This window comes from Aeromonas sp., from assembly GCF_051657805.1.
In the GTDB taxonomy this organism is placed as follows: domain Bacteria; phylum Pseudomonadota; class Gammaproteobacteria; order Enterobacterales; family Aeromonadaceae; genus Aeromonas.
Genome location: NZ_JBOFLJ010000049.1, coordinates 16220 through 41080, shown reverse-complemented (window position 1 = coordinate 41080; position 24861 = coordinate 16220). Strand labels below are relative to the sequence as shown.

Sequence of the window (24861 nt, the reverse complement as noted above, 5' to 3'; positions counted from 1 at the left end):
GCTCATCTGAGCGGGCTTCTTTATTGGTTGGGATTCGGCATTTGGCAGATATTTTGTCCATCTATAGACTGTTTATCAGACAACTGCATCGTAAAACCACTTTCACTCAGTCAAATAAACCGCCTTCTGCGCCTCCGATAACCTATCTCCAGCCTCGTTTTCGCTCCACACTACCGGACTACCGGACTACCGGACTACCGGACTACCGGACTACCGGACTACCGGACTACCGGACTACTGGACTGCCACGTCTACCCACATCTTCTTTCCACACCTAGGACGGCTATGCCCTGCGTTAATAGCCACTATCGCCGGAAACTGGGGTGACAAGCCCAGCAGGATCCATAGACTGTCTCTTTCATACACAAGGAGCTGTCTATGTTGGGGATCCACGATCTGGCGTTGTTTGTCGTATCCGGTTTGCTGTTGAACATGATGCCGGGACCGGATTCCCTGCTCATCATGCTGCGCAGCTGCGCCCAGGGCTGGCGGGCTGGCTCGGTGGCGGCGCTGGGGATAGGGACGGGGACCATGGTGCACGTGCTGGCGGCGGCCCTGGGACTGTCGGCCCTGCTCAGTGCCTCGGCCGAGCTGTTTGCCGTCATCAAGCTGACAGGGGCGCTCTATCTGGTCTATCTGGGGATTTCACTGCTGAGGCAGAGACCGAATATTGCCGTCACCGGGGAAGCGCCCGTGACGCTGCCCAGGCTCTCCTACGGGCGTATCTACCGGCAGGGGTTGCTGACCAATGTACTCAATCCCAAGGTCGCGCTCTTCTTCCTGGCCTTCGTGCCCCAGTTCATCGATCCCGCGGCACCGCAGAAGGCGCTGGCCTTCATCGTGCTGGGTTGTATCTTCAATATCAACGGGATGATCTGGTGCCATCTGCTGGCCTTCTCCACCGCCTTTGCGAGCCGCAAGCTGCGTCTACCCACCCGGGTCGGGACCTGGCTCAATCGGCTGATGGGGGGCCTGTTCGTGGGGCTCGGGATCAAGTTGGCCGCCGAATGACAGCCATAGAAAAAGGCGTATCCCATCGCTGAGATACGCCTTCGTCTGCACTGCAGCAGGGAACTGAAATCAGTTCATGCAGTATTATCACACTGCTTGTCTAATGCTGTTTGGTGATGTCTATAAGTCGTACCTATCTTATTGATTTATATCACCTAACTTTCCATGGTTGTCTAAAGTTATCTTAGGGGATATAAGACAAGTGTGGGTTCAAATGTGGGTTCAAATGTGGGTTCAAAATGGCAATCTCAGATTCAAAACTCAAAGCAATGCTGCGTGGTCACGATGATGATACGCCCAGAAAGGTTGCGGACAGGGATGGGCTATCTGTTCTGTGGAGGAATCGCGGAAAAGTCAGCTTCGTGTACCGCTATCGAATTGTTGGCAAGGCAAAAAACCTGACTCTGGGATCCTATACCGGTCAGGAGGGGGGACTGTCGCTTTCCGAAGCAAGGAAAAAGGCGGCGCAATGTCGAGCTTGGTTGGAAGAGGGCAATGATCCCGCCTTGATGACGCGGATCGGGAAAGATGAAAGGCTGAAGCCTGTCACGGTTAAAGATGCACTCGAGTATTGGCTCTGCCATCACGCTGATAAGAAAAGGTCTAACAGTGAGAAGCATCGCCAGCAATTTGCGAAGTGGGTCTATCCCCGTATCGGAGATCTTTGTAGTGGTCTAATCATCCCAGACATCCTTTTAGGTGGTCCACCATGACCTGAGGTGTTCAATGACAAGATTACGTCGCTCATTTACTGCCCAATTCAAACTCGAAGCCGCATCCCTAGTGCTCGACCAGGGATATTCTGTCCCCGAAGCAAGCCGTTCACTGGATGTCGGTGAAACCGTACTTCGCCGCTGGGTTCAGCAACTGCAATCCGAACGAACTGGCACAACTCCAATCGGCAAAGCGCTGACTCCGGAGCAGCAGAAAATCCAGGAGCTGGAAGCCCGTATCAACCGGCTCGAACGTGAAAAGGACATTCTAAAAAAGGCTACTGCTCTCTTGATGGCGGACGAGTTCACACGTACGCGCTGATAGACCGATTAAGGGAGCAAGCCCCCATTACTCTGGTCTGCTGCGCTTTCGATGTACCCACTTCCTGTTTGTATGCAACAGCGTTCTGAGTTGCGCCGTTTGTTCAAAGAAAGCCGGAACTCAGCGGGCAGCCGCACCTTGATGTCGATGATGAGGGAGCTGGGGTATCAGATTGGCCGATTCAAAGTACGTAACCTGATGAAAGAAGCCGCGCTGGCATCCAAACAGCCGGGCGCACACCGTTATAAGGTGCACGGTCTGAACGACCGGACATTCCCAATCTGCTGGCCCGAGAATTTGATGTTCCGCAACCCAATCAGGTGTGGTGCGGCGATATCACCTACGTCTGGGCAGGTGGTCGTTGACATTACCTGGCAGCGGTTCTTGACCTGCACACCCGGCGGGTCGTGGGCTGGGTGATGTCTGATAAGCCTGATGCAGAGCTGGCAATCAAAGCACTGGAGATGGCCTATCAGCAGCGGGGTTGCCCATCCGGTGTGCTATTTCACTCTGACCAGGGCAGCCAATATGGCAGCCGGGCATTTCGGCAACGAGTGTGGCGCTATCGCATGACCCAGAGCATGAGTCGGCGTGGTAATTGTTGGGATAACGCCCCGATGGAACGGTTGTTCAGGAGCCTGAAGTCAGAGTGGCTCCCGGCTATGGGATATATGAGCTTGCAGGAAGCGAAACGGGATATCAGTTATTACCTGATGGATTACTACAACTGGCGGCGTCCACATCAACACAATGATGGAATACCACCAGCAAAAGCCGAGGATCGGCCTAACCAAGTGTCCGGATTTAGTTGACCACTACAGTTTCGTGGCACCCTCGACAGCGCCAGCATCTACCCACGGGAAGTGGTTAAGCGGGCGTTACTGCTTTGCAGTGGGGCCATCATCGTGGTCCATAACCACCCAAGTGGTGACCCGGAACCCAGTCAATCTGACCGGGTCTTTACCTTGGCCCTCAAAGAGGCGTTAGCTCTGGTGGATGTGCGGTTACTCGACCATCTGGTTGTCGGTGCGGAGGGCGTAGTCTCGCTGGCCGAAAGAGGCCAGCTATGAACCTTCCTCCAGGCAAACCCCACCTCACCGCCCTCGATATCCTCATCGAGCTGCGCTGCTGGCTTGCAGACAACGTCGAGATGCAGGCAGAGCCCGCCATCGTGGCTCACCTGCCTAATGGCTACCTGCTCACCCAGGCTGATTGTATCGAGGCTATCGATACGCTGCTGCATCAGCTGCGCTATTAGCCGCGCCAAGAAGGGACAAGCACCATGCAATTACCCAATCCCTATTCGCGTGAGGAAACGCTCGAGAAGCTGCGCCATAGCCTGACCACTGCCTGCAACGAGGATGTACTGACGTTGCTGGAAAAGGCCGTCACCAAAGCCCGTCACGACGAGGGTTATGCCATGCAGTTTGAAGGGACCTTGCTGCGGGGATCCTCCATCGAGGTCCGCGAGTGCCTCAGTTGCTTTGGCGACTACTTCGGGCGATCCCGAGACGCACCGCCCTATTACCCGCATCACGATGCCGTTAACGGCATTGATTGTGCGCTCTACACCATCCTGTTTGATGTTGCTCACCCAGACGCAGAGCAAGTACACGAATAACGCCAACATCCCCAAAACCGGATCATCAGCGCCAACACCATGATCCGGATATCCCGACATCACCCACAAGGCCACCTCACCGAAGGTGGCTTTGTTCATTTCAAGGAGCTATGCCCATGTCTGCCTTCATGATCGATCGCAAGGATTACCTGGCCTTTGCAGTGCAGTTACATCGCTTTTGCAATGCCCCCATGCCACCACACTACACCCTTGAGTTGCTGCGCTCCCTCTGGTGGCTGCCGCCAGCAGACACGACCAGTACCTGGACATGGCGGGTAGACCGGCTGGTACGGTTGATGATGCTCGCCAACCGGCGTGCAGTCTGGCATCGCTATCAGCTGGGGCGTCAGGAACCACGCCAGCACCGCTCGAACAAGCTGAGTCCGTTTAAACCTGCTCACTGTTACCACCAGACACTACACACCGATAGCGAGCTGGTGGCTCTGTATAAATTCACCTGCTGCGCCCTGTACCAATCGAGCGAATGGAGTGGGAGCCCTGAGCAGGCTCCCCGGTTGGTGAAGGTAATACAGCAGTTGCAGCAAGCGCTGGCGCAAGACGTGCTGACCCGGTTATCACTGTGGGAGCAAGCACCCTGGGGAGAGATGTGATGGATCTCTCCATCACCCTGACAGTGGCAAGCTCGCCACCGAGTTCAATGGCCCACCTAGCCCAACGTGTCGCCGATGACATGGCACACCTGCATCACCTTCTGGGAGATGCGGTCAGCGATGAACTGGGCATCAACATCAGTTATCTGGTCGAACAGTTTGCGCTGTTGGCAGCGGCCTACCGTTCACCGGAGGAAATGGAGAAACACCCATGATCGAGTTCAACGATAGCTTTAGTCAGGCCGCCGTAGCGGAGGCAATGTGTGCCCATCCAGAGCTCGCCAAGCTTATCAGTCAGCAGTTGATGCTGCCGGGCTTTGCCTATGCCCACGATGTGGAAGGTAGGCGTATCGGCGGTCCACTGGTCGCCCCCAATCCGGTGCTGCACAAGACCATGCTCTTTGTCAGTCCACGGGATATGCGTGAACGCCTGCCGTGTGAGATTAACTTCGCCCGCTTCCGCTGCCCTTGTAATGCAGCAGGCCAACCGGTCGGCGAGTGGCAACGGGTGATTGTCGGGGCCTACGTCAACCACGGCAGTAACGACGAGCCGGATTGGAGTAGTCACACCTGAGCCACGGCCACCAACACAAACACAAACAAGACATCTTACAGCCCCTCACGCCGAGGGGCTGTTTGCATTTGAAGGAACCCTCCCATACATGACTTGCGTGATTACAGCACCCTGACCGCCCGGCTGCTCACCGCTGCTATCGGTCAGCTCAATCACAACACCGCGTCGAAGATAATGACCCACCTGGCATTGCGGGCCAGACAGCCGTACCCGATCGGTAATGGCCGCAGTAGAGCCAAGGCCCTCAAGCTACTGCGCCGGGTCAAGAAAGCCCACAAAGCAGGGCGTATCCCGTTCGAGCTCACCGTGACGGGTTGCCGCATCGACCGGGGGAGTCATCAGGCTGACCGTTACTACTACGACCGAACACTGCTGGCCCAAGGCTGGCAGCAGTACGACACCGAGGAGGATGCGTGGTATTTCGGCATCTGGATTCACACAGAGAAACTCGAAACCTTTACTTACGCCGAAGGGGATACCAGCCATGTGATTGCGCCGAACGTCGAGGCGTTTCGCTCTGAACTGGCACGGCTCCACCAGTACTACCCGCAAGCCCCGGCGTTTATCAGCATCGACCCGGAAGCGGATGTTGTGACCCGCCATTTTGTAGCCAATCTAAATGCCATTAATGCGTACATTCTCGAATTTTCAGAGTTGTGAGTGTAGTAGCGTGCTGCTATCAAGCTATAAAAATGACTTCTATGGATAAAAGCCCAAGCGGTCGACTCATTAGGGTCTCCTTTTCAGGGCTCTGATGTTGTGCTTTAAAGACAACTAGAAAGTGTGGGAGCTATATGAAATCATTAATGAAAGTATTTATATCCATATTGATGTTAGTGTGATCGGGATGCAGCATCAGGACTTCCCCCCACGAGTGACTCTTTTGTTAATATCTGGGCGTTCAGTTGGACACTTTTTGGGAGTGGTTAGGTTTTTCGCTCAAAGAGTTTATTTTTGATAAAAGTTTATGATGTGATTCGCAAACGGGTATTCGCGTAAGCAGAAAGAAACCGCTCATAGAGCGTCCTGCCGCCTCAGAATTATAGAGAAAACAAGTAATGCTTGGATTGAACCTACGGGATGAATTTCGGGGCAAGCGCCTCAAAGGTACTGCGATTGAGCTCTCCAACGACTCCAACACCGGCGCAACACAGATTGGTGCGCAGCACTTTTTGGAGATCACATATCCGACCCATGACCTTTTGAAGGGAATTGAGGCCGTAGGCCCTAATCAGGGTCGCCCGATAGTCGTGATCGGCGAACGCGGATTGGGTAAGTCGCACTTGATGGCTGCGTTGTATCATGCTGTCAATGATGCTAAATCGACAAGCTCATGGCTGAAATCTTGGGCCTCTATGCTCGGTGACGACAACATAGGCAAGATTGCTTTGCGCGATGAGATGCTTGTCATTGGTGAGAGCTTACACCGCCAGCGCTACAAATTCCTGTGGGATTTGCTTCTCGAACGCCATCCGCGTGGCGAGTTTATCAAGGGCAAGTGGGAAGGGATGGGGGCGGGCAAGACCGACATCCCCTCCGACAAGCTCATCATCGAGCTCCTGGAGCACAAGCCAACGATGCTGCTGCTGGATGAATTCCAGACCTGGTACGATGGCCTGACCAACACCAAACAGTACCCGTGGAAGAACTGGGCGTTCAACTTTATACAGATCCTTTCGGAGATTGCCAAAGAGCGGCCTGATCTGTTGGTGCTAGTGATCTCCGTGCGCAATGGCGGTAGCGATGCCTACCAGCAGGTTCACCGTGTTAATCCGGTGGCCATCGACTTCAAGGCGGGTGGCAATGCCGAGCGTATCCAACAGGATCGGCGTCGGATGTTGTTGCACCGTTTGTTCGACAACCGCCTGCAGATTGCCGACGGCACCATTGATTCACTGATTGCCCAGCACGTCTCAGAATACTTCCGCCTGCTTGGTGTGCCACCTGCCGAGCAGGATCGCAAGCGCCGCGAGTTCACCGAGTCTTGGCCTTATGCACCGCACCTGTTGCGTCTGCTTGAGGAGCAGGTGCTGATCGCCACTGACGCGCAGGAAACGCGCGACATGATTCGCATCCTGGCCAATCTTTACAAGAGCCGTGGTGAAGCCGTACCCGTGCTCACCGCTGCCGACTTCCGGCTGGACGACGATACCTCGGGTATTGGCGCACTGCTGGATTCGGTGTCCAACGAGCATCATCGCACCCTGCGCGAAAAGGCGCAGCACAACATCATCTCGGTGACCGAGGCGGTGTACGACCACGCCAACCTTGCCCCACACCTGCAAGAGATCGTGGGCGCACTTTGGCTGCGGTCGATTGCTGTCGGCAACCTCGCGGGAGCCGATCCCGTCACGCTGCAGGTGGACATCACCCGATCTAAACCGGTGGATGGCAATGCCTTCCAGGTAGAGCTGGCAACGATTGTCGAGAACAGCTTCAACATCCATCAGGATGGCCCACGTTTGGTCTTCCGTGAGGAAGAAAATCCTCGAGCCAAATTGATGGCTTGTGCCCGTAACGACAAGCTGTTTACCGATGGTTCCGATCAGGCTCAATTGGCTAAGCAGGTTCGCTATGTCATCGGTGGCAGCGACGAGGTCGCAAAAAACTTCCGCGTGATTGCACTGCCTAGATCCTGGCAGACAGACCCATGGACATCACTCGACGAAGCCGAGCAGCCCGAGAGTTGGGATGACCGTTTACCTGTACTGGTATTGCCGGAGGAGCCGGAAAAAGTCGATCAGACGCTGGGCCGTTGGCTTAAGGATCACCTGCAAAAGCGCCGCAACACCATTCGCTTCCTGCTGCCCCGATCTGGTTCCACCAATGCATTCCTGGATCGCGACCTGCTAATCCTCGCACGCGCTGAAATGAAGGCGCAGGAGTGGAGCGGCCACAATTCTACAAACCCGGCGGAATACAAAAAGCTGCACAAAGAATTCGAAGGCACCCTGCGTGACAACCTGAAGAAGCGCTTTGACCGTTTTGCCGTCCTGCATCGCTACGATCACCAGAACCCGCAGCAATCCCTGTTCAGTGTCGAACACCTGAAAAAGCAAGGTGCTCAAATTCCCGATGGCATCGAGGAAATGCTGACCAACGATCTCTTCGTTCCAGAAGACTTCGAAGATCTTGTGCTCGAAGCGGCCTCTGAGAACGCGTCCCTCGGCAAGTTGCTGCGCGAACTGCAGGAGCCGCGCCCGGCAGGTCAGGACTGCATTCCTTGGTTGGGTGAAACCGCGATGAAGGAGCGCATCCTACGCCTGTGTGCACGCGGCAAGATCGCCATTAACCTGCGCAATCTGGAGCATCTGCAAACCCACGCAGGTGAAGACGAGGAATCTGCGTGGCGGCGCTTGCGCCCCAAGCTCTCCTACACCGGGCGTCAGCTTGATGAAGTGTTCCTTATGGAGCCTTCTGCTGTACCTGCGACCGGCGGCACTACTCCACCTGCGCCGCAGCCACCTGCTGGCGGAAATGGCGGTGATATCTTTGGCGGCGAAAGTACTAGTACGCCACCCGTCCCACCTGCCGGTGGCGACAACCCTTTTGGCACCGGTACATCGCCGAACGTAGGTGACATTTTTGGTGGCGGCACAAGTAGCGCCACCAAACCGCGTGTCCCGCTCTCTACCCCCCCAACCTCGCCGCTCAACCTGATCGGCAAGCTTGAAGGTTGGGGCATTGGCCCAGCCACGCCTGTGGCAGAAGTCTCGATCAAGGTGTCTGCCGCCACCGGCGCGCAGCTCAAGGAACTGCTCAAGAAGCTGCCCGATGGCATGACTTTCGAGTTGAGTCTTGAGAAGGAGGACAACTGATGGCGCTTGATGCAGGAATATTGCAACGCCTGACTCAAGGCACCTCAGCGGATGCGTGGAGTTTCATTATCGAGCGCACGCTCAATATCGCCTCACGACCATTGGCAGAGGGCAATGCCCCGGGCGAGGTCGTCAAGCGCGACCGCGAGATCGGCGAGCTCGATCTGTTCCTTGCGTCCAGTGGTTGGGATCTGTGGCGATGCTTCGGCCAATCCGAGATCAGCGGCGTGGAACGCACATCGGACCGTCTTGCTCGTTGGTGGACCGAGCCGGGTTATGGAAACAGTGCTGCCCGCGCCGTTCTGATTCTTGATGCCCTGAGTCTGCGCGAACTGCCTTGGTTGCTGCAGGGAGCGAAAGAACGTGGATTCACCCTGCAGGGTGTCGCAGCCACCGCCTCCGAATTACCCGGCGAAACTAATGAGTTTGCCCGAGCGCTAGGCTTGTCCAGCCGAAGCCAGTTGCAGGCCAACGGCGGCGGATTGGCGCATAAACTTCAACCCGCGCAGACCGAAACCATCGATCTGCCGTGGAAAGACTGCGAAAAACTGCTAGGTGGCGTCTCGGGCGCGAAGGATTGGGTGTTCTGGCATCACTGGCCGGACGCCAAGCTGCATGACTACGGCGCAGGCCAAGGGCTGGAATTACTGACCAAGGATGCCGCGCAGCAACTTTCCAGCGATGACTTTTGGGCCTTTGTTGAGCGCCTTGCCACTGGGCGGCGCTTGGTTATCACCTCGGATCACGGCTACGCAGCCACCGGCTATTTCCCTGATGCCGATGGTGAGGTTGCCACCCACCTCAAGCAGACTTTTTCCAGTGGGCGCAGCAAGACGGGAGCGGGGGACGCGGGCCCCTTCGTTCCGCCGGTAGCTCTGCAAGTCAATAGCTCGCACGGCGCTCACCTACTAGCTCTCGGCCGCAGAAAGTGGCGTAGTCAGGGGGGTTACCCAACCTTGACGCACGGCGGCCTCTCGCTGCTGGAAGTGCTGTCGCCGTTTGTTGAGATTACCAAGGGGACATCCGCGTGAGTTCAATCTGGCCGTACCCGGGTTCACGCTGGTGGAAATTCGACTTCCACACGCATACCCCTGCATCGAAGGACACTCCTTGGCATGACCTGATTGGAAGCGAGGGGGCTCTGACGCCCGAGGACTGGCTGCTCAAATATATGGCCGCAGGGATTGATTGTGTTGCGGTAACCGATCACAACAGCGGTGCGTGGATTGATCAAATCAAAGCGGCATACGCGGCAATGCAAGCAAATCCAACTGCTGGATTTCGCGAGCTGCATCTTTTTCCAGGCGTTGAGATTTCTGTTAACGGCGGCTTTCATTTGCTTGCTGTCTTCGGCGCTCAAACCACAACGAGTGACATCGACAAGCTTCTCGGTGCGGTCAAGTACCAAGACACCAATGGAGATAGCGATGGAGTGACGCGAGAAGCAGCTTCCGAAGTGATCCAGGCCATCGTCGCGGCGGGGGGGTTGCCAATTCCTGCTCACGCTGATTGTGCAAAAGGGCTATTACAGCTTGAAGCAGAGGGAGGGGCGAAGCCGAAACTTGACCCCAATACGGTCGCTCAAGTATTGGAGTCGAATGATATTCTTGCGATGGAGTTCGTAAATGCAGGCACCCCTAAGCCTGCCATCTACACCCAACGAAAATTGAAATGGGCAGAGGTACTTGGTTCGGACCGCCATAATTTCCGTCCTCCATATCCGAACGTTCCGGGCTCAAGCTACACCTGGGTCAAAATGGCAACACCGTCATTGGAGGGCCTGCGACTTGCTCTGCTCGATGGCAATGACGTCTCTATTCGTCGTAGTGACGAGGATACATTTGACCCATTCAAGACACCAGAGCACTTTATTACGTCGATCACGGTCAAAGATGCTCGTGCGATGGGGCGCAGTAACGCGTCAGTCTTAAATTTCAGCCCCTACTTCAATGCCTTGGTCGGCGGGCGCGGCACAGGCAAGTCAACCTTCATTCACGCACTACGCTTGGCATCCGGTCGAACCGGAGAGATCAATCGCCTTGATGAAAAGAGCGAGCCTCGGCAAACCTTTGAACAATTCGTGAAGGTTTCAAAGAACCGTGACGACCGAGGCGGGTTGCTTGATCAAACGGCAATCGTGCTGGAGTTTCTTCGAGATGCGGTTCCACACCGTCTGACGTGGCAACAAAGTTCCGTGCAGACGGTCATTGTCGAAGAGCATGAGAACGGTGAATGGAAACGCTCCATCAGCCAAGAGGTGTCTCCGCAAAGATTCCCTTTGCGGATTTTCAGCCAAGGCCAGATTGCGGCGCTGGCTGGCGAGAATACGCTTGCCTTGCTCGGTGTGATTGATGAGGCCGCGGAAACCCAATCTGCAAAAAATTCCTTTGAGGAAGCAAAGCGAAATTATCTTGCTCAGCGTGCCAAGCTTCGTGAGCTGGACGGGCGACTCAAAGCAAATGCTGAGGTTCAGCGGCAGTTTCACGACGTGGAGCGCAAACTAAAAACCTTCGAGCAAGCGGATCATGCTGATGTGCTGAAGGCATATCAGCGGGCACGGCAGCAAAATCAAGCAGTCCAAGAACAGTTCCAGTCGGCTGATGACATTGCACAAAAAGCACAGAACCTTGCTCAGGAAATGGCTATCGATGTGCTCCACCAAGAACCTTTCGATGCCCAAGCGGATGCTGACGTCCTTGCAGCAATTGGAGTCCTGAACGAACGTGTTTTGGTTGCGCAGAAGGCTGTGGATACTGCGGCAAGCCAGCTCTCAACGTCACTTAATGCCCTGCGCCAAGATCCTTGCTTGTTGTCCTGGAGGCAGCGAATTGAAGCGGCTAAACAGGCTTACGAGAAGCTCAAAGCAGATTTGCTGACCCAGGGTGTAAATGACCCCAACGAGTACGCCCGGTTGGTGCAGGAAAAGCAGCGGCTTGAAGGTGAGAGCAAGAAAATGGCTCTCCTTCAGCAGGAGCGTGATCGCCTCGTCATGGAATGCGAGGTGCTCTGGCTGAATCTTTCTAAGGTACGGAAAAACATCAGTGAGACACGTCAGGCTTTTCTCGACCAGGTGCTCGCCCAGAATGATTTTGTGCGTATCGATATGGTTCCGTTTGGCAATGATGCGCGTGCCGTAGAACGCTCCTTGCGTGAAATGTTGGATGTCATGGACGAACGCTTCGTGTCGGACATCCTTGATATGGACGGCGATACCGCAAGTAGTGGGCTTGTTGCCGATTGGCTTGTCGCTGCCGATAGCGAGGTCGGGCTTTTGACACTCAAGGATCGGCTGGTCGAGGCATGTGGCGGTGGCGGCGCGTTGGGAGGAAAGTTCAAGAACTACCTTCAACGCAAAAGCGAAGCGCACCCGGAATTCATCGACCATATTCGCTGCTGGTTTCCCGAGGACAGCCTGCTCGTCAACTACAGCCGTAAAGGTGACGGCAAAGACTTCCAGCCCATCGGTCAAGCGTCCGCAGGACAGCGAGCGGCAGCGATGCTGGCATTCTTGCTGGCACAAGGTGCAGAACCACTGGTACTTGACCAACCAGAAGACGATCTCGACAACCACCTGATTTACGAGTTGGTTGTTCGCCAGATACGAGAAAACAAGCTGCTTCGTCAGCTCATCGTCGTTACCCACAACCCGAACATTGTGGTCAATGGCGACGCAGAGATGCTTTTTGCGCTTGATTTCAATGGTCAATGCTTTGTCAAAACCGAAGGCGCATTGCAGCAACAAAACGTGCGCGACGAAGTGTGCCGAATTATGGAAGGCGGCCGTGAGGCTTTCTCACGTCGCTGGCATCGACTGGGTCGAGGATTGTCATGACCTGTGAAATTCCACACCGAGCCGAAGATGCTGCACTAAAGATAAGGAGTCGCCTGTAAATGGCCACCAAAAAAGAACTACTCGCCCAGGAAGTCGCCAAGGCCGTCGGTGCAGGCAAGGCGGTCTCGCTTGAAACCGTCGATTTCAACGATCCGAACCGCCCCAAAACTTGCTTGGAGGTGGACTTCCCGATCTTATCCATCAATCAGGTGGCCACTATCGAAGCCGCATCTGGGGCTGCGAAAAAGCCAATCTATCAGATGTCAAAATACTGGGCCCGGCGGCAATCAAGCGTCTTTCGCTCGATGTTAATTGCATCAGCCGCCAAGGCTCCAGAAGATAAATCGCACGCGGCCAAGTTGGTGTGGGACAACTACTACGCCAACCACCAGAAGAAAGGCGCGTTCAAGCATCTGAAGGTAGCCGACATCTTTATGGGGGGTGGCACCACGCTGGTCGAAGGGTCACGTCTCGGCATGCAGATGGTCGGCAACGACCTCAACCCGGTCGCATGGTTTGTGGTAAAGCAGGAATTGGCCAACGTTGATCTGGAGCAAGTGAAAAAGCTGCTCGCTGATATCGAGGCCGAGGTCAAGCCGCAGATCATGCCGTACTACTACTGCGACGGCCCGGAGGGTGAAAAAGGAACGTGGACACACCTGCCGACCAAGAAGGTAATGCCTGCCGATTTCGATCCGCTGAGTATCCCGCGTTACGAGCGTAAGGATTACTGTTATGAAGGCCCGGAGATCATCTACACCTTCTGGGCCAAGCATGGCCCTTGTCAGGTGACGGGCTGCGGCCATCGCACACCAATTATGAGCAGCCCGGTGATGGCGGTGAAGACCATCAGCGTCAAGTACTGGGAACATTCGTGCAGCAAGTGCGGCGGTGAGTTCCACGTTGAGGAGGACGCTGCACGGTTGGCTCCCGATGCGCCGCTTTATGTCGCGCCGTCGGAGCATCTGTTCTCCGTGCTTGATCGCAAGAAGGGCGTCATCTGCCCGCATTGTGGTCATACGGCGATGGCCAACCTCGGCAAGGGTAAGAACAAGAAAGTCGAATTGAACCTGCTCGTGCATCCGCAATGGATGGCTGGTTCTCCCAAGCAGGGTGCGAATGAGCAGCCCTACGGTGGCTCTGCGCAGGACGATTTGGCGGCGACCATGCGCTGGGACAGTGAGCGCGCATCCAAGATTCGGCTGCTGGAAGTACGTGGTGCACTACCGGAGGAAGTGACGTGCCCGGAAACGAAGGTCACTTTTGCGCCAAAAAACGGTACGGTGCCGAAAAAATCTCACTACGCCTGCGCAAGCTGCGGCACGGTGCAGGATGTGTTGACGACCATTAAGGCCACCGGCAAAACAGGTCCAACGGCTGCCTATGCGGTGCAAGGCTATGCGCCCAAACGCGATGCTGCGGGCAAGCCTAACCGCGGTCGTTTCTTTGTAGCCTACGGTGCAACGCATGCTCGGCAACAAGACGCTGCATTTGCTGAATGGGAAGTGCGCAAGGATAGTGATCTAAAAGACTTCTGGCCCCGCTCCGAGTTATCCCTTGGATGGAAAACCCACGGCTGGGCCATCCCTGAACATGGACTGACCCACTATTGGACGATGTTCAATCCGCGCCAGTTGCTGGTGCACGCTCAGCTGCTAAAAGCTATAGCCACACTTGGGAGTTATGACTGGAAGGTTCGTGAATATGTACTGGGTGCGTTTCAGCAGTACTTGCGGTGCAACAATACTTTCAGTATTTGGCATGTTAAAAATAATCAAATCTCGGCCGCATTAAGTAATAACAACTTTCATCCGAGAAGTACCAACTTAGAACCAAGTGTATTCAATCCCGTAGGAGATGGCAGCTGGAAATCAGCCGTCGGTGGATTGTTCGATGCATTTACTTGGAAGGCCAACGCGTGGGAGCTTGTTAGCGCAGAAGGACTGAGGAGTGTGGACTCCACACTTGCTTCGGGGATCAGCGGGAAAAGCGAGAAGGTATTTCCTAAAGATTATGTGAGTGAGTCTGAAATATCCTGCGGTTCGTCTACAAGTTTGTCAAAGCTATCTGATGGCGGTATTGATCTCGTCATCACAGACCCGCCTTTTGGTGGCATCTTGCAATATGCGGAGCTGGCTGATTTCTTCTACGTCTGGCTGCGTCTTGCGCTGAAGGGAAAGTATCCAGAAATTTTCGGCGCGGAGTACACTCCAAAGTCGCTAGAGGCTGTAGCGAATCCTTTCCGAGAACCAGATGATCCGAATGGTTTTTATCAGCGTCTGCTCACGAATTGTTGGCGGGAAGCGTACCGCATACTTAAACCAGGTGGCATTCTGGCCTTCACTTTTCATCATGACGATGACGAAGCTTGGGTCGCTGTTCTGGAGTCGTTGTTCGATGCTGGGTATTACCTTGAGGCAACCTATCCTGTACGTTCCGATGAAACAAAAGGAGAAAACGCATCGTTCGGGTCGCAAAAAATCGAATATGACATCATCCACGTTTGCCGCAAGCGCACGGAAGAACCCAAGCCAGTGAGCTGGGGCCGGATGCGCCGCGAAGTGATGGCCGATGTGCGCCAACTGCAAGGAATGTTGGAGAATCATGCTCAATCAGGTTTGCCTGCAGCAGATATTCAAGTTATCCGCCGTGGTAAAGCATTGGAATACTTCTCTCGCCATTACGGCAAAGTGTACGTTGATGAAGGGCGTACGATTTCAGTTAGGGAAGCTTTGGTTGGTATTAACCAACTGATTGATGAGGATGCAGATAAAGGCAACGAAGCACCACCTGTGAATGCTGAGCCCATGACTCGACAATTTTTGCGTACTTTTGGTTCGGTTAATGAGATGAAGCGCGATCAATTGCAAAAGTATTTGCGTGGAACTGTTACTACCCCAGATGATTTTGTCCAGCGTAACTGGTGTTCGGAGGCGAAGAAGGTTTTCACTCGGACTAATCCACTCGATTTTGCCCGTGATTGGCAAGGAAAACATCGACGTAAGCTAACCGCCGACCTCGACCAAGCGCTGGTATTGATCGGAGCGTGCTTTGATGGCAGTGGAATTAGTGCCTCGGATACGTTGAAAAACGATAATTTCAAGCCGCATGTTGCGCTGCGTTCACTGCTGGAATGGTTGCACCGTAATGGTCCGGATCAAGCTACCCGCAATGCAGCATCCCTCGCAGTCCATATATACCGAAATTGGCAGGCAAGTTTGGCGCCATTACCGGTACAGGGCTCCTTATTTGACGATGATGTGGAGTGGGCATAATGCGACAGACTGTAGATACCGTGTGGCAACGACGAGGCACCAGTTGGTTGTGGGACGAAGAGGCACGCAATCAAGTCTGTGTCGCAAGTGATGTCTGGAGTTTGCGGCAGTTTTTACAAGCGCAAGGACGTTGGCCCGATGATCTCCCTAGCAATGACAACCAGACATTAGTTGTCGCCGGGCTTGATGGTTGTCTCGATCTGTTAGCTCCTGAACAGGGAGAAATCTGGCTGGGAGAAACGATTAAAAGCGCCATTCTCTCATTTCAGGATTATTACGGTGGTGAGGCTGCATTGATCTTCTGGTTACCCCAAGGTCACAGCCGACTTAAACAACAGGTTACCAATGATGCTGTTTTATGGTTATGCGAGGCGCCTTATCGTGATAATCAGATTGATTTTGGTCGCCTGCTATGGGGGGAGGCTAATGAGTATCCACAGGAAATTTTGCTGCGTGAAGGCGCGAAAGTAGCTGGACTGTTTCATTTACGAATTACCTGAGGTCGACGAGTGGAAGCGGATGCATTGTTTCAACCAGGTGAGCGGATTATTCACCATGAGTTCGGGCAGGGGGTGGTTCTTGATCCTGTGCGAGATGGCTACCTGCGCGCTTTCTTTGGGCTTGGTGAACGCCGCGTACCTGTTGGCGCTGTGCGGCGCCAGCTCTCACGCACCGAGCGCATCCTGCGTGCCGTTGATGGCGGCGTAGAGCGGGCGCGCAAAGCGTGGTTGTCCTACGAGGCCCATGCTTTGCCCGTCATGGAAAGTGCATCGGCACTCACTTCCGCAAAGATTGACCTGTTACCGCATCAGGTGGTGCTGACGCACCGGATTGCGACAGCATCCCCTCGTCGTTATCTGATCGCCGATGAGGTGGGGTTGGGCAAAACCATTGAAACAGCTTTGATTTTGCGTGAGTTGGCCAGCAGAGGCGAGCTGAATCGTGCATTGATGGTGGTGCCTGCAGGACTGGTGAATAACTGGCACCGCGAGCTGAACGAAGTGTTCAACCTCGACTTCGAGGTTTTTGGTTCCGAGGGCGACATCACTGACCGCAAGACCAATGCTTTTGCCAAGCACGATCGGCTCATTGCGAGCATCGATACGCTCAAACGCCCGACACGTATCAAGCGCCTACTTGACGCACCACGTTGGGATCTGGTCGTATTCGACGAAGCGCACCATCTGACCGCTCACCGCGTCGGCGGCAAAGTCAGGAAAACAGAAAATTACAAGCTGGCCGAGGCATTGAAGGATCATTCTCGTGACCTGATACTGCTGTCGGCCACTCCACACCAAGGCAATCACTTCCAGTTTTGGATGCTGGCGCAGCTACTGAATCCGACACTGTTTGGAAGCCCTGAAGAGATGCTGGAGAACCGCCACCGTCTCAATACGGTGATGTTCCGCCGTACCAAGGCAGATGCCTGCCAGCCCGATGGTTCACCGCTGTTTGCGCGGCGTGGGGTACATACTGAGTCTTTCCTGATGAATCAGGAAGAAAGGCTGTTTTACGAGAAACTGCGTGAATATCTTGAGGATGGTTTCGACCTCGCCCGCCGCCAGGGGGGGCTGGGGCGTGCGCTCGGTTTCTTGATGGCCATCTTTCAGAAGATTGCTGCATCTAGTTTTGCAGCTGTACGTCGCACGCTGAAGCGTCGTCTGTTGATGCTGACACTGCACGAGGCGTTGCTGCGCGATAAGGAACTTGATATCGAAGGCCGTGAACGTCTAACTGATGAAGCGCGGGCACTAATTCACGAAGAATTCGGCCTGCCCCACGACAGCATAGGGCGCAGTGAAGTAGATCGCGTGCTGGCTGACCTCAAGTATCGCTTGGCCAAGAAGCTGGATGCGGAGGCTCTAGAAATGGCCTCCGACCCTTACGGTAGCGAATACTCTTCAACGCACGCTGAAGAGGCGGCGTCGGCCGTCGTGGAACTCCACCTGCCCGAGGAGCGCCTGCGCATCGGTGATTTACTCAAGGTCTTCCCGCAACAGCGGGAAACCAAGGTACAGAAGCTGCTGGATGGCTTGGGTTATCTGTGGCGACAGAATGCCAGCGAAAAGATCGTCATCTTTGCCACCTACCTCGGCACAGTCGATCTGATTGCTCGCGAGATTGAGCAGGCCTATCCCGGCCAAGGCGTGGTGGTGCTGCGCGGCGGTGATCACGGTGCCAAGCTGGCTGCAGAGCGGAAATTCCGCTTGAAAGACGGGCCGCGTATTCTGGTGTGTACAGCGGCTGGCCGCGAAGGCTTGAACCTCCAGTTCGCGCGCATCCTTTTTAATTTCGATTTGCCTTGGAATCCAATGGATGTTGAGCAGCGCATCGGACGAATCCATCGATACGGTCAGAACCACACCGCGCAGGTCTACAACCTCGTGCTGTCAGACACCATAGAGGGTCGCATTTTCCTGCTGCTTGATGAGAAGCTGACAGAGATCGCGCGGACTGTCGGCAAGGTCGATGACCAAGGCAATGTTGCGGAAGATCTGCGGGCGCAGATTCTTGGACAGCTATCCGAGCGACTCAATTACGACCGCTTGTACCAGGAGGCGTTGTCCGACCCTGAGTTGAAACGCACACAGGTGGAATTGGAAGCTGCGCTCTCAAATTCACGCGAAGCGCGGCAGGTGGTGTTTGATCTGTTCCAAGACCTCGAAGGGTTCAGTCTCGATGACTACAAACCCTTCTCTGATGTGTCATCTAGTCTGGATAGACTGGTGCGGTTTTTGTCAGCTGCGGTGGTTGATCACCAGCTGCGCTTGGCCAAGATCGACGAAGTTACCTACGACCTTATGACTGTTGATGGCGTACGTCGGGTACGATTTACCTTGAGCCGTGATACGGCTACGAGCAGCGATAACGTGGAATTGATGGGGCTGGATCATCCGTTGATACAGGAAGAGCTTGGACGCTGGCGTAGCGTTCCGCCTGAGGATATTGGCATTGCCGTTTCAGGAGACGTAGATGCTCTTGTGGTTCTTTCTCTCTGGATGGTCGAGGCATCGGCAGGCAATGGTGAGCGTCGAATCGGTGTTCAACCTATTGCCGTCAAACCCGATGGTACACGTGTTCCGGCGGTCGAGCGCCGGGCTGAGCAGTACCTGCAGGCCCCAGTAACGTTATCGTGCTTCGTGCCAGAGCAGCGGCAAGAACTGTTTGCACATGTGGTTGAGCCGACTTTACAACGAGAACTGAAGCATAAGGGCTCTGCAAATGGGGGGGAGAGTTATTCAGCCGAACTGGTTGGCTACGTTGAAATTATCCCCTCACAAACCTAATTAACTCGTTTTCTGATGAGCTATGCCAACGTACTTAGCTGTTCTCAGAAATGGCAGCTTATTTCTTGTATGGTGTATAGCTCGTTGTCCACAAACTGGTGTAATACAACAAGCCTTACTCCTGCGACGATAACAAGATAAGCAGTTTACCAATAAATAATACAAAGTAAGAGAGAGCCTCTAACTAACTGCTCCTAATAGTGCTACATCTTGTCGGAAGCCTCGTGGCGTAAGAAATTTGTGTGATCTGACGGTAACGTCTGAGGTGACAAGCCTCAGCGACGATGTGTGCTCCATGTCACCTGTAGAAGCGGTACGAGTGCAGTGATCTACTATTCGGAACAGCTATTTAGCTTTTTCTCGCTTTTTGCCCGCGACATAACAAACTAACGATGAAGCTTCTTTGTCGAGTTACCCTCAGTGGAAAAATCTAGTCCATTAAATGTGGGTTCATATGCGGGTTCAAAACTAAAAAAGCACTTTCATTAAAATGAGAGTGCTTTTATTTTCAATAGCTTAGTCGTTATGGCTTAGTTCATGCCGTAGCGCTTGAGTTTCTTGCGCAGGGTGCCACGGTTGATACCCATCATCACGGCGGCGCGAGTCTGGTTACCACGGGTGTACTGCATGATCACGTCCAGCATGGGGGCTTCGACTTCGGAGAGAACCATATCGTACAGATCAATCACTTCCTGACCGTTCAACTGGGCCAGGTAGTTACGCAGGGCCTGTTGCACAGAGTCACGCAGGGGGCGCTGGGTCGGCTCGGCGGCGTGATTGTGAGTAGTTGTTACCAATGCATCAGAAGTCAGGGTTTGTTCGAACATATTCGGTCGGCTCTTTAGTTATGCGTTAACCTAATCCATCGAAATACACTTCAAGTGCCTCAAGCTGTGCATCTGCACAATCCAGGGCATTGAAATGTTTACGGAATTCTCGGCCCGTCTCTTCTTCATCCAGATACCAGCCCACGTGTTTACGGGCAATGCGCGCTCCCAGATATGCACCGTAAAACTGGTGCAGGTTGGTAACATGCTCGTTCATCAGGGTGCGGACCTCTTCCCTGTCGGGAGGTGGCAGCTTGGTGCCCGTCTCAAGAAAATGACGGATTTCCCGGAAAATCCAGGGTCGTCCTTGCGCTGCACGGCCGATCATCACGGCGTCGACGCCGGTATAGTCGAGGACATACCGGGCCTTCTCCGGGCTGTCTATGTCGCCATTGGCGACAACAGGAATCGATACGGCCTGCTTAATCGCCCTGATAGTGTCGTACTCCGCTTCGCCCCGATAGAGGTCGGTACGGGTACGACCATGCACGGCAAGGGCCGCGATACCGCAATCTTCGGCGATTCGGGCGATCTCCTCGCCATTGCGGTTATCCGGATCCCATCCTGTGCGGATCTTCAAGGTGACAGGCACCTCCACTGCATCCACCACGGCCCGGCAGATGGTTCTGACCAGATCGGGTTGGCGCAGCAGGGCGGAACCTGCCAACTTCTTATTCACTTTTTTTGCCGGACATCCCATGTTGATGTCGACGATCTGAGCGCCCTGCTCCACGTTGTAGCGGGCGGCAAACGCCATCATCTCGGGGTCGGAACCGGCAATCTGGACCGATCGCAATCCGCCTTCAGCAGAGTGGTCCATTCTCATCCTGGTTTTCTGGGTATCCCAGACATCCGGGTTGGCCAGCAGCATCTCGGAAACGGCCATACCGGCACCCAGCCGCAAACAAAGTTCACGAAATGGTCGGTCTGTTACACCGGCCATGGGGGCCACGATCAGGGGAGTTTCAAGCGTGTGGGGACCTATCTGCATTCCACGGTTACCATCGGCTTAGGGCGGCGTATATTACGCATTTTTTAGTCAGGAGAAAAGGTTAGTATTTGAGCGTCAGCCATTTTTTTCTGAAAAAAACGTCGCGCCAAGGCTTGCAAATTCAGGAGTGCTTGAAAATCAGACATATTGTCTGGGACCATGGACGGGGCCAAATGAGTGAGGGCATCGACGATTTGTGAGTCTCCCTCTGCAGCGGGTTTACGTTATGATAGCGAGCCTGAATCGAGCAAAGGCTCCACACAATTTCATTACAAATAGAATTTGGGGATGTATGACGTCAAGGTTCATCAAATCGCTCGGTCCCTGCCTGTTGGGAGCCATGCTGGGCTCGGCCCAGGCGCAGACCGTCAGCTTCACCGAGGCCTGGAGCCGGGTCATCCAGCAGGATGACGGCCTGGCGGCGGAGCAGGCGGGTGTGGAGCGGGCCGAGCAACTGCGAGAAGCGGCCAAGGCCATGTATCTGCCCAAGGTGGATGTGGGGGCCAGCTATACCCACCTCGACCAGCCGATGGAGCTGGACATGCTGGACTTGAACCCCATCGCCAACCACCCGGAGTTTGGCAAGGTGCTGGGCCCCGTCATGCAGGCGCTGAACCTGAGCCCGAGCGACTTCGTCACCCCTCTTACTAAACAGAATGTGGTCACCAGTTCGGTCAAGATGCTGTGGCCGCTGTTCACCGGCGGTCGCATCGATGCGGCCCAGGACATTCGCCAGGCCCAGGTGAGCGAGGCGCAGCAGCTGCTGGTGCTCAAGCAACAGTCCACCTTCGAGAGCCTCTCCCAGACCTATTTCGGCGTGGTGCTGGCGGCCCAGATGGTGCAGACCAAGCAGGAGATAGAGCAGGGGCTGGCCCATCACCTGGATCATGCCCAAAAACTGGAGGCCCAGGGTCAGATCGCCAAGGTGGAGCGACTCTCCGCCCAGTCGGCCTATGACAGGGCCCGCATCGATACCCAGAAGGCGCGACGCAGCCTGGAGATCGCCCAGCTGGCCCTGGGTCACATGCTGAAACTCAAGCAGGCGGAGCCCAATACCCGGCTGTTCATCAACGACGGCATGCCACAGCTGGATCCCTTCGTGCAGGAGACCCTGGCGGTGCACCCGGGTCTCAAGCTGCTGGCGGCCAAGAAGGAGCAGGCCCAGGGCATGATCAAGCTGGAGAAGGGCAAGTACGCCCCCGAGCTGTTCCTGTTCGGCAACTACAACCTCTACGAGGATGACTCCATCGTCTCCAAGACCACGCCGGACTGGCTGGTCGGGGTCGGGGTCAGCATGCCGCTGGTGAGCCGTGACGGCCGCTCCGAGACGGTGCAGGCGGCCAAGAGCGCCGAGCTGCAGGTTAATCTGCTGCAGGCCAAGACCCGCCAGGATCTGGAACTCCTGGTCGAGAAGACCTGGCGCGAGGCGGCCCAGGGGCTGGAGGAGTATCAGTCTCTCTCTTCCACCCAGGAGCTGGCACAGGAGAACGTACGGCTGCGGGACAAGGCGTTTGGCCAGGGACTCTCTACGTCCCTCGACGTAGTGGATGCCCAGAACCAGCTGGCGGGGGTCAAGACCCAGCGCGCCGCGGCGGCCTATCAATACGTGGTCTCCCTGGCCCGCTTGCTGGCGCTCTCCGGCCAGATGAACAGTTTCAATCAATATCAGCATGGCCGGGCCATCGAGGTGAATTCATGATCGCGGTCCTGTCTGTTCCATTTTCCCCGTTTGTTTCGACCGCCAAGGGTCGCCTGTCTGCCGAGGTGAATGTATGAGTCATCCCCCCATCAAGAAGAAGATGAGCCAGGGCAAGCCGCTGTTGCTGACCCTGCTGTTGGTGTTGCTGGTGATCTGGCTGGGCTGGTGCTTCTGGCTCGCCTATCAACCTGAGCCGGTGCGGTTGCAAGGCCAGATAGAGGCGCAGCAGTATTCCGTCTCCTCGAAGGTGGCGGGTCGCATCGACGAGGTGCTGGTGAAGAAGGGCGATGTGCTGACCAAGGGGCAACTGGCGTTCACCCTGGCGAGCCCGGAGATCGAGGCCAAGTTGAGCCAGGCCAAGGCGGGGGAGGCGGCGGCTGGCGCCCTGGCCGAAGAGGCCGAGAAGGGGGCGCGGGCCCAGCAGATCGCGGCGGCGAAGGATCAGTGGCAGCAGGCCAAGGCGGCGGCTCTGCTTCATGGCAAGACCTATGCCCGCATCGCCAACCTGCACCGTGAGGGCGTCATGCCCCTGCAGAAACGGGATGAGGCCTGGACCGCCTGGCAGGCGGCCAAGTACAGCGAAGGCATGGCCTGGCAGCAATATCAGATGACGTTGGAAGGGGCGCGGGAGGAGACCAAGGTCGCGGCCCGGGAGCAGGCCAAGATGGCGGCAGGGGGCGTAGCCGAGGTGGAGGCCTATCTGGCGGATACCCGCATTGTCACCCCCCATGCCGGCGAGGTAGCCCAGGTGCTGCTGCGCAGCGGCGAGCTGGCGCCCCAGGGCTTCCCCGTGGTGACCCTGCTCGACATGGAGGATGCCTGGGCCCAGTTCCACGTCCGTGAGGACTTGCTGCCCCGCTTCCCGGTTGGCACCGAGTTCGATGCCCGCATTCCCGGTCTTGGGGATCAGCTGGTGCGCTTCAAGGTGACCCACGTGGCGGCTATGGGGGATTTCGCCACCTGGCGCGCCACCGATACCCGCCAGGGCTTCGACATGAAGAGCTTCCAGGTGGAGGCGCGCCCCCTGCAACCGGTTGACGGGCTGCGGGTCGGCATGAGCGTGCTGGTCGATCTCTGATGGGACACGAATGGCGGCGACTGTGGCAGGACCCCTTCGGCCGGGCACTGGCGAGCTGGGTACCCCTGCTGTTGATAGGGATCCTGTGCTGGATTTTCTCGGCAGGGCTCGCGCGTGACCTCAAGGTCGGCCTGGTGGATCTGGACCGCAGCGCCCTCTCCCGCCAGCTGGCGTTCTCCCTGGATGGCTCGAGCGGACTCAGGGTGAGCGCTCAGTTCGATTCCATCGACGAGGGGGCCAGCGCCCTGCGCGGTGGCGACATCTATGCCCTGGTAGTGATCCCCGCCCATCTGGAGCGGGATGCGCGCGAGGGGACCCAGCCCCAGGTGACCGTGTTCAACAACGGTCAGTTCATCCTGATCGCCAAGCTGGTGAGCTCGGCCCTGGCCCAGGTGGTCGGTACCCTCAACGGTCAGGTCGGTGTATTGGAGGCCATGGCGGATGGCAAGGCGCTGCCCGGCGCCCTGGGGCAAGCCCTGCCCATCGCGAGCCAGATCACGGCGCTCTACAACCTCAATTCGAGCTATGCCCAGTTCCTGCTGAGTGCCCTGCTGCCCGCGGTGTGGCAGATCCTGGTGGTGCTCTATGGCCTGAACGCGCTGGCGCGGATGGACAGGCTCGGTCTGGATTGGGCCCGTGAAGGGGTCTGGAAGGGCCTGTGGCGCATTTTGCTCCCTCATGTGTTCATCGGCTGGGCCTGGGGACTGGGGTGGAGCCTGCTGCTGTTCAAGGCGCTCGGCTATCCCATGCAGGGGAGTTGGCTGATCCTGACCCTGGGGTTGGGGCTGGCGTCGGCCGCCTGCGTCAGCATGGGGGCCTTCTTCTACGCCGTACTGCGGGATCCGGCGCGGGCCCTGTCCATAGCGGGGGCTTACACCGCGCCGGGCTTCGCCTTCATGGGGGTGACCTTCCCGGTCAGCGCCATGGGGGATGTCGCCCAATTCTGGCGCAGCCTGCTGCCCGTCTCCCACTACGTCGAGCTGCAGATAGGGCAGACCAACTACGGCCTGCCGCTCGGGGCGGCTCTGCCCCAGTTCGGCACCCTGCTGCTGTTCCTGTTGCCCTTGCTCGTGGTGGCACGCCGTTATCAGCCACAAACCAAACCGGCTCACAAGGCCGAGGAGCCAACGCCATGATGGGATACTGGGGTTTGCCACGCCTCGAGTGGCGGCCGATTGATTTATGCCTCTTATTGGCGCCAC

At 56.0% G+C, this 24861-nt stretch carries 19 protein-coding genes and 2 pseudogenes; 19 read left to right on the top strand and 2 right to left on the bottom strand.

The genetic code is table 11. The features are described from left to right. Nucleotides 1–378 precede the first annotated feature (378 nt). The 16 genes and pseudogenes from ACRCYW_RS15755 (at nucleotide 379) to ACRCYW_RS15680 (ending at nucleotide 19064) form a co-directional block, all read left to right on the top strand. Entirely contained in the window at nucleotides 379–1011 is a 633-nt protein-coding gene (locus tag ACRCYW_RS15755) for a LysE family translocator (protein ID WP_438550993.1), read from the top strand. 239 nt (nucleotides 1012–1250) lie between these two features. Further along, nucleotides 1251–1724, top strand: coding sequence for an Arm DNA-binding domain-containing protein (locus ACRCYW_RS15750; protein WP_438550992.1), 474 nt, complete (start codon nucleotides 1251–1253; stop codon nucleotides 1722–1724). Between the two features lie 13 nt (nucleotides 1725–1737). After that, nucleotides 1738–2858, top strand: a pseudogene (locus tag ACRCYW_RS15745) (IS3 family transposase). 9 nt (nucleotides 2859–2867) lie between these two features. Continuing rightward, nucleotides 2868–3116 (top strand): annotated as a pseudogene (locus ACRCYW_RS15740) (JAB domain-containing protein); the annotation flags it as partial. Then, entirely contained in the window at nucleotides 3113–3304 is a 192-nt protein-coding gene (locus tag ACRCYW_RS15735; protein WP_438550991.1) for a hypothetical protein, read from the top strand. The pseudogene ACRCYW_RS15740 and the gene ACRCYW_RS15735, both read left to right, overlap by 4 nt. A 24-nt stretch (nucleotides 3305–3328) precedes the next feature. Beyond that, nucleotides 3329–3667 (top strand): hypothetical protein, encoded by a 339-nt coding sequence (locus ACRCYW_RS15730; RefSeq protein ID WP_438550990.1) that lies wholly within the window; start codon nucleotides 3329–3331, stop codon nucleotides 3665–3667. Between the two features lie 116 nt (nucleotides 3668–3783). Further along, nucleotides 3784–4278 (top strand): hypothetical protein, encoded by a 495-nt coding sequence (locus ACRCYW_RS15725; protein WP_438550989.1) that lies wholly within the window; start codon nucleotides 3784–3786, stop codon nucleotides 4276–4278. After that, entirely contained in the window at nucleotides 4278–4493 is a 216-nt protein-coding gene (locus tag ACRCYW_RS15720) for a hypothetical protein (protein WP_438550988.1), read from the top strand. The genes ACRCYW_RS15725 and ACRCYW_RS15720 overlap by 1 nt, the downstream gene beginning before the upstream one ends. Next, nucleotides 4490–4852: a hypothetical protein gene (locus ACRCYW_RS15715; protein WP_438550987.1), complete on the top strand. Its 363-nt coding sequence runs from the start codon at nucleotides 4490–4492 to the stop codon at nucleotides 4850–4852. Before ACRCYW_RS15720 ends, ACRCYW_RS15715 begins: the two co-directional genes overlap by 4 nt. A gap of 84 nt (nucleotides 4853–4936) precedes the next feature. After that, nucleotides 4937–5512: a hypothetical protein gene (locus tag ACRCYW_RS15710; protein WP_438550995.1), complete on the top strand. Its 576-nt coding sequence runs from the start codon at nucleotides 4937–4939 to the stop codon at nucleotides 5510–5512. A 398-nt stretch (nucleotides 5513–5910) separates the two neighbouring features. Beyond that, complete coding sequence (locus tag ACRCYW_RS15705) at nucleotides 5911–8670, top strand: DUF499 domain-containing protein (protein WP_438550986.1); 2760 nt, start codon at nucleotides 5911–5913, stop codon at nucleotides 8668–8670. After that, complete coding sequence (locus ACRCYW_RS15700) at nucleotides 8670–9701, top strand: hypothetical protein (protein WP_438550985.1); 1032 nt, start codon at nucleotides 8670–8672, stop codon at nucleotides 9699–9701. Before ACRCYW_RS15705 ends, ACRCYW_RS15700 begins: the two co-directional genes overlap by 1 nt. Next, complete coding sequence (locus ACRCYW_RS15695) at nucleotides 9698–12502, top strand: TrlF family AAA-like ATPase (protein WP_438550984.1); 2805 nt, start codon at nucleotides 9698–9700, stop codon at nucleotides 12500–12502. Before ACRCYW_RS15700 ends, ACRCYW_RS15695 begins: the two co-directional genes overlap by 4 nt. Nucleotides 12503–12561: 59 nt before the next feature. Beyond that, nucleotides 12562–15777, top strand: coding sequence for a hypothetical protein (locus ACRCYW_RS15690; protein WP_438550983.1), 3216 nt, complete (start codon nucleotides 12562–12564; stop codon nucleotides 15775–15777). Then, nucleotides 15777–16277: a hypothetical protein gene (locus tag ACRCYW_RS15685; protein ID WP_215783456.1), complete on the top strand. Its 501-nt coding sequence runs from the start codon at nucleotides 15777–15779 to the stop codon at nucleotides 16275–16277. Before ACRCYW_RS15690 ends, ACRCYW_RS15685 begins: the two co-directional genes overlap by 1 nt. A gap of 9 nt (nucleotides 16278–16286) precedes the next feature. Next, nucleotides 16287–19064, top strand: a complete 2778-nt coding sequence (locus ACRCYW_RS15680) for a DEAD/DEAH box helicase (protein ID WP_438550982.1) — start codon at nucleotides 16287–16289, stop codon at nucleotides 19062–19064. A 530-nt stretch (nucleotides 19065–19594) separates the two neighbouring features. Here the strand turns inward: ACRCYW_RS15680 and fis are convergent. Beyond that, a complete protein-coding gene (gene fis / locus ACRCYW_RS15675; RefSeq protein ID WP_005309538.1) occupies nucleotides 19595–19891 on the bottom strand; it encodes a DNA-binding transcriptional regulator Fis in 297 nt (98 codons plus the stop codon). 25 nt (nucleotides 19892–19916) lie between these two features. Further along, nucleotides 19917–20882, bottom strand: a complete 966-nt coding sequence (dusB, locus tag ACRCYW_RS15670) for a tRNA dihydrouridine synthase DusB (RefSeq protein WP_438550981.1) — start codon at nucleotides 20880–20882, stop codon at nucleotides 19917–19919. A 292-nt stretch (nucleotides 20883–21174) separates the two neighbouring features. On the opposite strand from dusB, the gene ACRCYW_RS15665 reads away from it, so the two are divergent. The 3 genes from ACRCYW_RS15665 (at nucleotide 21175) to ACRCYW_RS15655 (ending at nucleotide 24795) form a co-directional block, all read left to right on the top strand. Next, nucleotides 21175–22581 carry a TolC family protein gene (locus ACRCYW_RS15665; protein ID WP_438550980.1) on the top strand — a complete coding sequence of 469 codons (1407 nt, stop codon included), beginning with the start codon at nucleotides 21175–21177 and terminating at the stop codon, nucleotides 22579–22581. A gap of 73 nt (nucleotides 22582–22654) precedes the next feature. Continuing rightward, on the top strand, nucleotides 22655–23659 hold the full coding sequence (locus tag ACRCYW_RS15660) for an HlyD family secretion protein (protein ID WP_438550979.1): 1005 nt from the start codon (nucleotides 22655–22657) through the stop codon (nucleotides 23657–23659). After that, nucleotides 23659–24795 carry an ABC transporter permease gene (locus ACRCYW_RS15655; protein WP_438550978.1) on the top strand — a complete coding sequence of 379 codons (1137 nt, stop codon included), beginning with the start codon at nucleotides 23659–23661 and terminating at the stop codon, nucleotides 24793–24795. The genes ACRCYW_RS15660 and ACRCYW_RS15655 overlap by 1 nt, the downstream gene beginning before the upstream one ends. The last annotated feature ends 66 nt before the right edge of the window (nucleotides 24796–24861 follow it).